Genomic DNA, 12,315 nt, shown 5'->3' with positions numbered 1-12,315 from the left:
AAGCTGAGCAGGCTCGGGAGATCTCTAAGGGGCGTCATGGAGGGGACAGCGGCACGGGCACGCGTGTACGTCGTCGGTGTCGCCCTCGGCGCCCTCTACTGCGTGCACGCGCTGCCGGCGGTGACCGCCCCCTGGTGGGCGGTCGCCCTGCTCGCCGCCCTCTACGCCGGAGGCGAGCGGTTCTCCGGCACCTTCTATCCCGTGCTGCTCGCCGGGGCCTTCCTGCTGCCGCCCCCCGCCGCCGCGCTCGTCGCGCTGCCGGGGGCGCTGCTCTCCCCGGTCGTGCAGCGGCCGCGCACGATCCGCCGGATCTGGCGGGCCGCCCAACTCGCCGTCGCCGTCTGGGCGGCATCCCGGGTGCACTGGACGCTGGGCGGCAGGGACGCCGTCGTGGCCCCCGACTTTCCGTATGTGCTCGTCCCGGCCGGGGCGGCCGTCATCGCCTTCTGTCTGGTGCTCACCGTTCTGGACGGGGGCATTTTGGCGCTCGCCGAGCGGGTGCCGGTACGACTGGCCTGGCGCGGTCTGTTCGTACGTTCCCTCGCACCGATCGCCGTGCACGGTCTCGCCGGGCTGATGATGGCCGTGCTGTGGCGCAGCCCGTACGGGCCCGTCGCCGCGCTGCTCGTGCTGCTGCCGATGTGCGTGTCCTGGTGGGCGTTCGCCCAGTACCACCGGGAACAGGCCGCCCATCAGGCCACCATCCGCGCACTCGTGCAGGCCGTCGACATCAAGGACGAGTACACCCGCGGACACAGCGAGCGCGTCGGCCAGGCCTCGATGATGATCGCCCGTGAGCTCGGCATGGACGAGGGGCGCGTCGAGGTGCTCCGGTTCGCCGGGATCCTCCACGACGTCGGCAAGCTGGGCGTGCCGACCCGGCTGCTGCGCAAGGACGGGCCGCTGACCCCGGAGGAGCGGCGCGTCATCGAACTGCATCCCGAGTACGGGCACGAGATGGTGCGGGGGATCTCGTTTCTGGGGGAGGCGCGGGCTGCCGTTCTGCATCATCACGAGCGGCTGGACGGGAGCGGGTATCCGTACGGGCTGGTGGGAAGCCAGATCCCCGAGTCCGCGCGGGTGGTGGCGGTCGCCGACGCCTTCGACGCCATGACGTCGACGCGGTCCTATCGCCGGGCGCGGCCTGTCGCCACCGCGCTGGAGGAGCTGGAGCGGTGCGCGGGGTCGCAGTTCGACCCGCGGATGGTCACGGCGCTGGTGCGGGCGCTGGGCCGACACGGCTGGCACCCCGCGGTGACCGCGGACGAGGAACGCCCACCGAGCCCCCGGCGACCGGTCTCCAGCCGCCCCGGAGCGCACCGATGAGGTGGCCTCGGCTGCTGGTGCATGGTTCGGCGGGGGTTCTCGCTCTTGTGTCGCTCGGGGTCATTCTCTGGACGGGGCTAGAGGAGCGCGGGGTCGCGCTGGCCTTCGGGGTGCTGATCGCCGTCGGTGAGCTCGCGCGGTGGACCGGTGCCCGGGTCCGGGAGGCCGCGCCGCTCGGGTCCGCCGGGGCGCTGGCATACGCGCTGCTCGGGGCGGACGCCGGGCGGCCCACCACACACGGGGTCCTCCAGGTGGTGGCCGTCGTGCTCGCCGCCGCGCTCCTCGGCAGCGTGCCGCACATCGCGCGGGGGCAGGGTCCGATGGTCGACCATCTCTCGCGCCGCCTGCTCAGCACCGCGTTCTGCGCCGTCTGCTTCCAGCCCCTCTACAACCGGGGCGTCCTCGACGACTGGGGCGGACCGGCGTACGCCCTCGTGCTCATCGCGCTCCTCACCCTCACCGCGCTCTGCGACGCCGTGCTCGCCGCCGCGCTCGCGCACTCCCGCACCCGCTGGCCCTTCGCCCCGCTGCTGAGGCACGAACTGCGGGCCCTGCTCGGCATCGGGTCCGCCGTCTGCGCGACCGGCGCGGTGATGGCCCTCGCGGTCGCCGTCGTCGGACTGTGGGCGCTGCCCGTCTTCTCCCTGCCCCTCCTCCTCACCCAGCTGGCCTTCCGGCGGTACGCCGCCGTACGGACCACCTACCGGCAGACCATCGTCTCCCTCGCCCGGGCCACCGAGATCGCCGGGTACACCCCCGCGGGGCATGCCCGCCGCGTCGCCGAGCTCAGCAAGGCCGTGGGGCGGGACCTGGGGCTGACCGGACCCGATCTCACCGTCCTGGAGTACGCCGCCCTCATGCACGACATCGGACAGCTGAGCCTGATCGATCCGGTCCCGGCGGGGGCCACCGCAGGGCTGCCCACCGAGGAGCAGCGGCGGATCGCCCTGCTCGGCGGGGCCGTCGTACGGCAGACGGGGGTGGACGGCTCGGTCGCCGTGGTCGTGGAGCGGCAGGCCGACCCCTACCGGCAGCAGCCGGTCGCCGCGCGGATCGTGCGGGCGGTGAACGCCTACGAGGAGAAGGCGCGGGACGCCGGACCCGGCGGGCCCCTCACCGCCCTGGAGGAGCTGCGGCTCGCCACCGCGGGGGACTACGCGCCCGAGGTCGTGGAGGCCCTGGCCCGGGTGCTGGCCAGGGACAGTCTTACCCTGCCCTCGGTTGGGTAACCCATGGGTAATGAGCGCCCTTCCAGCCGCGCATGGTTGGATGCGAAGAAGAGGGTGTCCGGGGGCGATGGCCAGCCCACTGAACGGAACTGGCAGGCGGGAATCGTGAGGATCTTCGGCAAGGGACGGCACCGGCCCTCCGCCTCCTGGCGGCAGGCCACAGACCGCGCGTTCACGCTGATCGGCGACGGTCGGTACGAGGACGCGGGCGCGCTGCTGACGCGGGCCGCCGACCTGGAGCCCTGGCTGTCCGAGTCCTGGTTCAACCTCGCCCTGCTGCACAAGTTCCGGCACGACTGGGAGCAGGCGCGGGCCGCGGGCCTCAGGGCCGTCGCGCTGCTCGACCGGGAGACGGGCGCACCCGACTGGTGGAACGTCGGCATCGCGGCCACCGCGCTCCAGGACTGGCCGCTGGCCCGGCGGGCCTGGCAGGCCTACGGGCTGCGGGTGCCGGGCGGGGCCGCGGACCCCGGCGAGCCGGTCGGCATGGACCTCGGCAGCGCCGCCGTACGGCTGTCCCCGGAAGGGGAGGCCGAGGTGGTGTGGGGCCGGCGGCTGGATCCGGCCCGCATCGAGGTGCTGTCGATCCCGTTGCCGTCGTCCGGGCGGCGCTGGGGCGAGGTCGTGCTCCACGACGGGGTGCCGCACGGCGAGCGGACCACCGCCGCCGGGCACTCGTACCCCGTGTTCGACGAGATCGAGCTGTGGGCGCCGTCGCCGGTGCCGACGTGGGTGGTGCTGCTGGAGGCCGCTACGGAGGCCGACCGGGACGCCCTGGAGCAGCTCGCCTCCGACGCGGGGTTCGCCGCGGAGGACTGGTCGTCGTCCGTCCGGCTGCTGTGCCGGATGTGTTCCGAGTCGCAGATGCCGTCCGACGAGGGCGACGGGGAGCATCTCGATCCGCATGACCACAGCGAGCCGGGGCATCCGGGGCCGCTGGGGCATCGGACGGACGGGCAGTTGTGGGTGCCGGAGCGGGAGTGCGGGGTGGCTGCGCCGGCTGCGCTGGTTCGGGGGTTGCTGGACGGGTGGGTCGCCGACAGCCCTGATTCGCGGGACTGGCGTGATCTCGAAGAGGTGTGCTGACGGATTTCGGGCGCGGGCCCGTCGTGACTGGTCGCGCCCATGCGGCGGGGCCGCATATCGGGCACAGCCCCGCGCCCCTGAAAGCAAGCTCCCCTTACCCTGTATCAGCATCAACCCCCCGTTCTTGTTTGAGGAAGGCATACGTCGGTCATGGCGCAGCAGGACACCGATCAGCAGCACGCGGGCGTGCTCCCCGTGGACGACGAGGGCTTCGTCATCGACACCGAGGAGACCGAGGAGCGGGAGAACGGCTGGCGGGAGCGTGGGACCTCGCGGCCCATCACCGTCGTCGGGAACCCGGTGCTGCACAAGGAGTGCAGGGACGTCACCGAGTTCGGCGCGGAGCTGGACCAGCTGGTGGCGGACATGTTCGCCTCGCAGCGCACCGCCGAGGGTGTGGGCCTGGCCGCCAACCAGATCGGTGTCGACCTGAAGGTCTTCGTGTACGACTGCATGGACGACGAGGGCAAGCGGCACGTCGGCGTGGTCTGCAACCCCAAGCTCGTCGACCTGCCCGCCGACCGGCGCGTCCTGGACGACAGCAACGAGGGCTGCCTGTCCGTGCCGACCGCGTACGCGCCGCTCGCCCGCCCCGACTACGCGGAGCTGGCCGGGCAGGACGAGAAGGGCAACCCGATCAAGGTCCGCGGCACCGGGTACTTCGCTCGGTGTTTGCAGCACGAGACCGATCACCTCTACGGATACCTCTACATCGACCGGCTCTCCAAGCGTGAACGCAAGGACGCGCTGCGGCAGATGGCCGAGAACGAGCCCCGCTACCCCGTGGTCGCCAACGACTGAGACCTCTCGGGATCACCCAAGTCCCTTGCGTACGGCGTCTGTTCAGGTTCCCCTCGCTGACCAGGCGCCGTTCGTCTGTCCGTCGCACGTTCGATCGCATGTGCTCCCTTAGTGATCCAGATCCAGTCACACAAGGGGAGATTCTCGGCACTGTGGGGTAGTGAATGGTGCAAATGCGTTCCCAGATCGGTCAGTTGTAGTGCTGAATGGGAAGTGCGGGGATACGCAACGGCGCACGCCCGGCACTGCGGGAGGGGCGTGCGTAACTGGCGGCTGAGAGGGGTTAGTTCGTGCATGCTTTCTCACACGGCACCACATCGACACCGACAGCGATCGCGGTCCCGCCGTCGCTCTCTCTCCCGATGATCGAGGCGGCGTTTCCCCGGCAGCTCCACTCGTATTGGCCCCAGCTCCAGGAGAAGACACGCACCTGGCTGCTGGAAAAGCGGCTCATGCCGGCGGACAAGGTGGAGGAATATGCCGACGGACTTTGCTACACGGACCTCATGGCGGGCTACTACCTGGGAGCCCCCGACGAGGTCCTCCAGGCGATAGCGGACTACAGCGCGTGGTTCTTCGTCTGGGACGACCGGCACGACCGTGACATCGTCCACCACCGGCGTGGTGCCTGGCGGCGGCTCAGGTACCGGCTGCACGCGGCACTCGACTCCCCCGGGGAGCACCTGCACCACGAGGATCCCCTGGTCGCCGCGTTCGCCGACACCATGGTGCGGCTGTACGCGTTCCTGCCCGGCACATGGAACGCACGGTTCGCCCGGCACTTCCACTCGGTGATCGAGGCGTACGACCGGGAATTCCGCAACCGCACCGAAGGCATCGTGCCGACCGTCGAGGAATACCTCGCACTGCGGCGCCTCACTTTCGCGCACTGGATCTGGACCGATCTGCTGGAGCCGAGCGCGGGCCGGGAACTCCCGGACCGGGTGAGGAAACACCCGGCATATCGGCGGGCGGCACTCCTGAGCCAGGAATTCGCCGCCTGGTACAACGACCTCTGTTCGCTGCCGAAGGAAATAGCGGGCGACGAGGTCCACAATCTCGGAATCAGCCTCATCAAACACGAGGGTCTGACACTCGAAGAGGCAATAAGGGAAGTCCGGCGCCGGGTCGAGAAATGCATCATTGAATTCCTGGTCGCCGAAAAAGCGGCCCTGCGGTTCGCCGCATCGCTCGACGACGGAACCCTGCGCGGAAAAGACCTGAGCGCCACCGTGCGGGCCTGCGTCGGCAATATGCGCAACTGGTTCAGCACCGTCTACTGGTTCCACCACGAGTCCGGCCGCTACATGGTCGACAGCTGGGACGACCGGTCCACACCCCCGTACGTCAACAACGAAGCGGCAGGTGAGAAATGACCGTCGAGTCTGTGAAGCCCGAAGCCCCGATGACACCGGAGCCCGGGCCGCGTGAGCCGGTCCTCGCGGGAGGGGCCGTTCCGGTCCTCGGGCACGGGCTGAAACTGCTGCGGGATCCGCTGGCCTTCATGTCCCAGCTGCGTGACCACGGCGATGTCGTACGCCTCAAGCTCGGCCCCAAGACGGTGTACGCCGTCACCACGCCGGCCCTCACCGGGGCCATGGCACTCAACCCCGACTACGTCATCGACGGGCCGCTGTGGCAGTCCCTGGAGGGCCTGCTCGGCAAGGAGGGCGTGGCCACCGCCAACGGTCCGCGGCACCGGCGGCAGCGCCGTACCATCCAGCCCGCCTTCCGGCTGGACGCGATACCCGGATACGGGGCGATCATGGAGGAGGAGGCACACGCGCTGACGACGCGCTGGCAGGTCGGGGAGACCATCGACTGCACCTCCGAGTCCTTCCGGGTGGCGGTGCGCATCGCGGCCCGCTGTCTGCTGCGCGGCGACTTCATGGACGAGCGGGCCGAGCGGCTGTGCGTCGCGCTCGCCACCGTCTTCCGGGGCATGTACCGGCGGATGGTCGTCCCGCTCGGACCGCTGTACAACCTCCCCCTGCCGCCCAACCGCAAATTCAACGCGGCCCTGGCCGATTTGCATCTGCTGGTCGACGAGATCGTCGCCGAGCGCCGCGCATCTGGTCAAAAGCCGGACGATTTGCTGACGGCATTGCTGGAGGCGAAGGACGACAATGGCGACCCCATCGGGGAACAGGAGATCCACGACCAGGTGGTCGCCATACTCACCCCGGGCAGTGAAACAGTGGCCTCCACGATCATGTGGCTGCTCCAAGTGCTCGCGGAACATCCGGAACACGCGGACAGGGTGTGCGAGGAGGTTCAATCCGTAACGGGCGGCCGTCCTGTCGCATTCGAGGATGTCCGGGCGCTGACCCACACGAACAATGTCGTCGTCGAGGCCATGCGTTTGCGCCCCGCCGTGTGGATATTGACGCGCCGGGCGGTCGCCGACACGGAACTCGGTGGGTATCGCATTCCGGCCGGTGCCGACATCGTGTACAGCCCGTACGCGATCCAGCGCGATGCGAAGTCGTACAAGGGCAACCTGGAGTTCGACCCCGACCGCTGGCTTCCCGAGCGGGTGAAGGAGGTGCCGAAATACGCCATGAGCCCGTTCAGCGTGGGCAATCGCAAGTGCCCCAGCGACCACTTCTCGATGGCGCAGCTGTCGCTGATCACGGCGGCGGTCGCGACCAAGTACCGCTTCGAGCAGGTGTCGGGCTCCGACGACGGGACGCGGGTGGGCATCACGCTCCGCCCGCACAAGCTGCTGCTGCGGCCCGTCGCGAGGTGACCGCTCAGGCCGCTTCGGGCCCCCTGAACGCCCTTCGGTAGGCGTTCGGGGTGGTCCCCAGCGCCCGGACGAACTGGTGGCGCAGTGCGGCCGCGGTGCCGAACCCGGTTCGGCCCGCGACCGCGTCCACCGTCTCGTCGGTGCCCTCCAGCAGCCGCTGGGCCAGCAGCACGCGCTGGCGCAGGATCCAGCGGTAGGGGGTGGTGCCCGTCTCCTGCTGGAAGCGGCGGGCGAAGGTGCGCGGGGACATATGGGCGCGGTCGGCGAGCTGCTCGACGGTGACGTCCTCGTCGAGGTGGTGCTCCATCCACACCAGCACCTCGCCGACGGTGTCGCACGAGTTCTTCGGCAGGGGCCGTTCGATGTACTGCGCCTGTCCGCCGTCCCGGTGCGGGGGTACGACCATGCGTCGGGCGATCTTGTTGGCGACCTCGGGTCCCTGTTCCTTGCGCACGATGTGCAGACAGGCGTCGATGCCGGCGGCGGTGCCGGCGGAGGTGATCACCGGGTCCTCGTCGACGTACAGGACGTCGGGCTCGATGACCGCCCGCGGGTTGCGTACGGCGAGCTCGTCCGCCTGCCGCCAGTGCACACTGCAGCGCCGCCCGTCGAGGAGTCCGGCGGCGCCGAGCACGAAGACGCCGGAGCAGACGCTGAGCACCCGGGCGCCCCGGTCGACGGCCCTCCTGAGCGCGTCGAGCAGCTCGGGCGGATAGTCGCGCACGACATAGTCCGCCCCCGCCGGCACCGCGATCAGATCGGCCTCCTCCAGCCGCTCGAGACCGTACGGCGTGCCCACGGTGAGGCCGCCGACATGGGTGGTCAGCGACGGGCCCTCCGCCGAGGCGACCGCGAAGTCGTACGTCGGCAGCCCCTCGTCGCTGCGGTCGATGCCGAACACCTCGCAGATCACCCCGAGTTCGAAGGGGTGCACACCGTCGAGCAGAACGGCCGCCACGTTTTTCAGCATGGTGTCAGTATGCCTCGGAAGTGGCAGTAAATCGAGGTTGTACGGCAGTCCTGCCACTGTCGGTAAGGAGTGTCCGGCGCGACAGTGGTGTCATGACTACCGCACAGACAGAGGGACTGATCGGAATGCTCATCGTTCTCGCAATCCTGGTCCTGCTGGTCACCCCCGCCGTGATCGGCATCGCCCGCGACCGCCGGATCGACCGTGAGATCAGGGAGGCAGAGCTGGGCCGGGAGCACGCTCGTCCGAACGCGGGGCGCGCTGCTCGCCGGCAGGGCTACTTCACCACCACGGTGACCCACCACTCCTGAATCCCCTGGCACGCGACCCGTCCGGCCTCGGTGGCACACAGCGGGCGGGAGGAACCGAGCCGGACCGTGCCCTGCGACTCCGCCTCGAACGCGGCGTTCGCGTCGCCCGGTAGCAGCACGATGCCGCTGTTGGTGGGTTTCAGGCCGCTGCCCTTGGTGGTGACCGGTGTCCATGGCCGGTTCTTCGCCCCGTCCAGGGCGACCCGGACCGTGCCGCCCACCGTCAGGCAGACCGTGCGGCCGCTGTCGGCGGCGTGGAGTTCGGGTACGGACGTACAGCCGGAAGGCGACGGCGACACGGAGTCACCGCTGTCGCCTCGGTCGCCGCCGGTCTGGGTTCCGCACCCGGTCAGCAGCAGGGCTGTGACGGCGAGAGTCGCGATACGGCGCATGAAGAATCCCTCCTCACCGTTGTGACGTAACAGCGGCGAGGAGGGATCCACGATCCTCGGTCAGAAGTCCTCGTCCAGGTCGACCGTGCCCTCCACGGCGACCTGGTACGCGGACGGCCGCCGTTCGAAGAAGTTGGTCAGCTCCTGGACGCCCTGCAGCTCCATGAAGGAGAAGGGGTTCTCGGAGCCGTAGACCGGGGCGAAGCCGAGGCGGGTCAGGCGCTGGTCGGCGACGCACTCGAGGTATTGCCGCATCGACTCGGTGTTCATGCCCGGCAGGCCCTCACCGCACAGGTCGCGCCCGAACTGCAGCTCGGCCTCGACGGCCTCCTTCAGCATGTCGACGACCTGCTGCTTGAGCTCGTCGTCGAAGAGCTCCGGCTCCTCCTTGCGGACGGTGTCGACGACCTCGAACGCGAAGGACATGTGCATGGTCTCGTCCCGGAACACCCAGTTGGTGCCGGTGGCGAGGCCGTGCAGCAGGCCCCGGCTGCGGAACCAGTAGACGTAGGCGAAGGCGCCGTAGAAGAACAGGCCCTCGATGCACGCGGCGAAGCAGATCAGGTTGAGGAGGAAACGGCGGCGGTCGGCCTTCGTCTCCAGGCGGTCCAGCTTCTCGACTGAGTCCATCCACTTGAAGCAGAACTCGGCCTTCTCGCGGATGGAGGGGATGTTCTCCACCGCGTCGAACGCGGCCGCGCGGTCCTCCGGGTCGGGGAGGTAGGTGTCCAGAAGGGTCAGATAGAACTGGACGTGCACGGCCTCCTCGAAGAGCTGGCGCGACAGGTACAGGCGCGCCTCCGGGGAGTTGATGTGCTTGTAGAGGGTCAGGACCAGGTTGTTCGCGACGATCGAGTCACCCGTCGCGAAGAAGGCCACCAGGCGGCCGATCATGTGCTGCTCGCCCTCGGACAGCTTCGCCAGGTCGGCGACGTCCGAGTGGAGGTCGACCTCCTCGACGGTCCAGGTGTTCTTGATGGCGTCCCGGTAGCGCTCGTAGAAGTCCGGGTAGCGCATGGGGCGCAGAGTCAGCTCGAAGCCGGGGTCGAGCAGGTTCTGGTTGCTGGGCATTACTGGCAGGCCTCGCAGGACTCGGGGTTTTCCAGGGAGCAGGCGAGGGCCTCTTCGGAGGTCACCTGCTGGACGGGGACGGTCTTCTCGGGCTGGGCCTGCGCCTGGGCCGCGCGGGCGATCCTCGTCGCCGGGCGCGAGCGCAGGTAGTACGTCGTCTTCAGACCCTGCTTCCAGGCGTACGCGTACATCGAGGAGAGCTTGCCGATGGTCGGCGTCTCCAGGAACAGGTTCAGGGACTGCGACTGGTCGAGGAACGGGGTCCGGTCCGCCGCCATGTCGATCAGGCCGCGCTGCGGGATCTCCCACGCCGTGCGGTACAGGTCGCGGACGTCCTGCGGCACCCAGGTGAAGCCCTGCACCGAGCCGTTGGACTCGCGCAGCGCCTCCCTGGTCTGCGCGTCCCAGACGCCGAGCTTCTTCAACTCGGCAACCAGGTAGGAGTTGACCTGGAGGAACTCACCGGACAGCGTCTCGCGCTTGAAGAGGTTCGAGACCTGCGGCTCGATGCACTCGTACACGCCCGCGATGGACGCGATGGTGGCCGTGGGGGCGATCGCCAGCAGCAGGGAGTTGCGCATGCCGACCGCGGCGATACGCTCCCGCAGCGCCGCCCAGCGCTCCGGCCAGGTGAGCTCCACGTCGTAGTGGTCGGGGTGCAGGACACCCTTCGCGGTACGGGTCCTCTCCCACGCCGGCAGCGGGCCGTTGCGCTCGGCCAGGTCGGCGGAGGCCTCGTACGCGGCGAGCATGATGCGCTCGGCGATCCGGGTGGAGAGCGCCTTGGCCTGCGGGGAGTCGAAGGGCAGCCGCAGCTTGAAGAAGACGTCCTGGAGGCCCATCGCACCCAGGCCCACCGGCCGCCAGCGGGCGTTGGAACGGCCCGCCTGCTCGGTCGGGTAGAAGTTGATGTCGACGACCCGGTCGAGGAAGGTGACGGCGGTGCGGACGGTCTCGTCCAGCCGCTCCCAGTCGATGTCGTCGCCGAGCACGAACGCGCCGAGGTTGACGGACCCCAGGTTGCAGACCGCCGTCTCCCCGTCGTCGGTCACCTCCAGGATCTCCGTGCACAGGTTGGACGAGTGGACGACGCTGCCCGCCTCGGCCGTCTGGTTGGCGGTGCGGTTGGCTGCGTCCTTGAAGGTCATCCAGCCGTTGCCGGTCTGCGCGAGGGTGCGCATCATGCGGCCGTACAGGTCACGGGCCGGGATGGTCTTCTTGGCGAGGCCCTTCGCCTCCGCCTCGCGGTACGCCGCGTCGAACTCCGCGCCCCACAGGTCCACCAGCTCGGGCACGTCGGCGGGGGAGAACAGGGACCACTGGCCGTCGGCGTTCACCCGGCGCATGAACTCGTCCGGGATCCAGTGCGCGAGGTTCAGGTTGTGGGTACGCCGGGCGTCCTCACCGGTGTTGTCCCGCAGCTCCAGGAACTCCTCGATGTCGGAGTGCCAGGTCTCCAGGTAGACCGCGGCCGCGCCCTTGCGCCGGCCGCCCTGGTTCACGGCGGCGACCGAGGCGTCGAGCGTCTTCAGGAACGGGACGATGCCGTTGGAGTGCCCGTTGGTGCCGCGGATCAGCGAACCGCGGCTGCGGATGCGGGAGTACGACAGTCCGATGCCGCCGGCGTGCTTCGAGAGACGGGCGACTTGGTGGTAGCGGTCGTAGATGGAGTCCAGCTCGTCCAGCGGGGAGTCGAGGAGGTAGCAGGACGACATCTGGGGGTGCCGGGTGCCGGAGTTGAAGAGCGTGGGGGAGGAGGGCAGGTAGTCGAGGCGGCTCATGAGCCGGTAGAGCGCGGCGACTTCGTCCATGGCCCTGGCCGTGTCGTCCTCGGCGAGGCCGGACGCCACCCGGAGCATGAAGTGCTGGGGGGTCTCGATGACCTGGCGCGTGATCGGGTGCCTCAGGAGGTAACGGCTGTGCAGGGTGCGCAGACCGAAGTAGCCGAAGCGGTCGTCTGCGTGCACGTCGATCAAGGCGTCGAGCCGCGCGGCGTGCACCCGGACGAACTCCGCCGTGCGGTCCGCGATCAGGCCCTCACGGTGGCCGACCGCGACCGACTCGGTGAAGGTCGTGACGCCCTGGGAGGCGGCCTCGGCGGCGATGCTGATCGTCAGCAGCCGGGCGGCGAGCCGGGAGTAGGCGGGGTCCTCGGAGATCAGCCCCGCGGCCGCCTCGGTCGCCAGCTCGCGCAGCTCCGACTCGTCGGCCCGGGCGGACCGGCCGCGCAGCGCGGCGGCGGCGACCCGTCCGGGGTCGGCGTCGGGGAGGTCGGCGGTCAGCTCGGTCAGGGTCCGCAGCAGCGCGGTACCGGGACCGTCGGTCTCCGCCTGCGTCACTGAAGCCGGGTCGACTGGCGCGATGGTCACGTGGGGGCTCT

Annotated in this window: 11 protein-coding genes; 7 read left to right on the top strand and 4 right to left on the bottom strand. The window is 69.8% G+C overall.

The genetic code is table 11. From position 1 onward, the window contains the following. Positions 1 to 36: 36 nt before the first annotated feature. The 6 genes from ACIOHP_RS33050 to ACIOHP_RS33025 all read left to right on the top strand — a co-directional run bounded on the left by ACIOHP_RS33050 (position 37) and on the right by ACIOHP_RS33025 (position 7,191). A complete protein-coding gene (locus ACIOHP_RS33050; protein ID WP_401893283.1) occupies positions 37 to 1,326 on the top strand; it encodes an HD-GYP domain-containing protein in 1,290 nt (429 codons plus the stop codon). Further along, positions 1,323 to 2,555, top strand: a complete 1,233-nt coding sequence (locus ACIOHP_RS33045; protein ID WP_401893281.1) for an HD-GYP domain-containing protein — start codon at positions 1,323 to 1,325, stop codon at positions 2,553 to 2,555. The genes ACIOHP_RS33050 and ACIOHP_RS33045 overlap by 4 nt, the downstream gene beginning before the upstream one ends. 105 nt (positions 2,556 to 2,660) lie before the next feature. Continuing rightward, positions 2,661 to 3,641, top strand: coding sequence for a tetratricopeptide repeat domain-containing protein (locus tag ACIOHP_RS33040; RefSeq protein WP_046260485.1), 981 nt, complete (start codon positions 2,661 to 2,663; stop codon positions 3,639 to 3,641). Between the two features lie 150 nt (positions 3,642 to 3,791). Further along, entirely contained in the window at positions 3,792 to 4,442 is a 651-nt protein-coding gene (def, locus tag ACIOHP_RS33035) for a peptide deformylase (protein ID WP_361542409.1), read from the top strand. Positions 4,443 to 4,732: 290 nt separating this feature from the next. Next, positions 4,733 to 5,818, top strand: a complete 1,086-nt coding sequence (gene cyc1 / locus ACIOHP_RS33030) for an epi-isozizaene synthase (protein ID WP_401893278.1) — start codon at positions 4,733 to 4,735, stop codon at positions 5,816 to 5,818. Beyond that, entirely contained in the window at positions 5,815 to 7,191 is a 1,377-nt protein-coding gene (locus tag ACIOHP_RS33025) for a cytochrome P450 (protein ID WP_361542403.1), read from the top strand. The genes cyc1 and ACIOHP_RS33025 overlap by 4 nt, the downstream gene beginning before the upstream one ends. 4 nt (positions 7,192 to 7,195) lie before the next feature. On the opposite strand, the gene ACIOHP_RS33020 is transcribed toward ACIOHP_RS33025, so the two are convergent. After that, positions 7,196 to 8,161, bottom strand: a complete 966-nt coding sequence (locus ACIOHP_RS33020; protein ID WP_266888224.1) for a helix-turn-helix domain-containing protein — start codon at positions 8,159 to 8,161, stop codon at positions 7,196 to 7,198. A gap of 92 nt (positions 8,162 to 8,253) precedes the next feature. Between ACIOHP_RS33020 and ACIOHP_RS33015 the strand changes: the two genes are divergently transcribed. Then, complete coding sequence (locus ACIOHP_RS33015) at positions 8,254 to 8,472, top strand: hypothetical protein (RefSeq protein WP_361542400.1); 219 nt, start codon at positions 8,254 to 8,256, stop codon at positions 8,470 to 8,472. Here the strand turns inward: ACIOHP_RS33015 and ACIOHP_RS33010 are convergent. Genes ACIOHP_RS33010 through ACIOHP_RS33000 form a run of 3 tightly spaced genes read right to left on the bottom strand, consistent with a single transcriptional unit; the run spans position 8,439 to position 12,304 of the window. Beyond that, positions 8,439 to 8,864, bottom strand: a complete 426-nt coding sequence (locus ACIOHP_RS33010) for a hypothetical protein (protein WP_401893275.1) — start codon at positions 8,862 to 8,864, stop codon at positions 8,439 to 8,441. The genes ACIOHP_RS33015 and ACIOHP_RS33010 overlap by 34 nt on opposite strands. A 60-nt stretch (positions 8,865 to 8,924) precedes the next feature. Beyond that, positions 8,925 to 9,935 (bottom strand): ribonucleotide-diphosphate reductase subunit beta, encoded by a 1,011-nt coding sequence (locus ACIOHP_RS33005; RefSeq protein WP_361542394.1) that lies wholly within the window; start codon positions 9,933 to 9,935, stop codon positions 8,925 to 8,927. Further along, on the bottom strand, positions 9,935 to 12,304 hold the full coding sequence (locus ACIOHP_RS33000) for a ribonucleoside-diphosphate reductase subunit alpha (RefSeq protein ID WP_401893273.1): 2,370 nt from the start codon (positions 12,302 to 12,304) through the stop codon (positions 9,935 to 9,937). Before ACIOHP_RS33000 ends, ACIOHP_RS33005 begins: the two co-directional genes overlap by 1 nt. Positions 12,305 to 12,315: the final 11 nt, after the last annotated feature.

The sequence above is a fragment of the Streptomyces sp. NPDC087859 genome (genome assembly GCF_044742595.1).
Classification (GTDB): domain Bacteria; phylum Actinomycetota; class Actinomycetes; order Streptomycetales; family Streptomycetaceae; genus Streptomyces; species Streptomyces canus_F.
This window is presented reverse-complemented; position numbering and strand designations above follow the sequence as displayed.

Excerpts from the sequence above, each read along its gene's own strand:
- ACIOHP_RS33045 (WP_401893281.1), top strand. The coding sequence starts at position 1,323 with ATGAGGTGGCCTCGGCTGCTGGTGCATGGTTCGGCGGGGGTTCTCGCT.
- ACIOHP_RS33020 (WP_266888224.1), bottom strand. The coding sequence starts at position 8,161 with ATGCTGAAAAACGTGGCGGCCGTTCTGCTCGACGGTGTGCACCCCTTC.
- ACIOHP_RS33005 (WP_361542394.1), bottom strand. The coding sequence starts at position 9,935 with ATGCCCAGCAACCAGAACCTGCTCGACCCCGGCTTCGAGCTGACTCTG.
- def (WP_361542409.1), top strand. The coding sequence starts at position 3,792 with ATGGCGCAGCAGGACACCGATCAGCAGCACGCGGGCGTGCTCCCCGTG.
- ACIOHP_RS33050 (WP_401893283.1), top strand. The coding sequence starts at position 37 with ATGGAGGGGACAGCGGCACGGGCACGCGTGTACGTCGTCGGTGTCGCC.
- ACIOHP_RS33025 (WP_361542403.1), top strand. The coding sequence starts at position 5,815 with ATGACCGTCGAGTCTGTGAAGCCCGAAGCCCCGATGACACCGGAGCCC.
- ACIOHP_RS33015 (WP_361542400.1), top strand. The coding sequence starts at position 8,254 with ATGACTACCGCACAGACAGAGGGACTGATCGGAATGCTCATCGTTCTC.
- ACIOHP_RS33010 (WP_401893275.1), bottom strand. The coding sequence starts at position 8,864 with ATGCGCCGTATCGCGACTCTCGCCGTCACAGCCCTGCTGCTGACCGGG.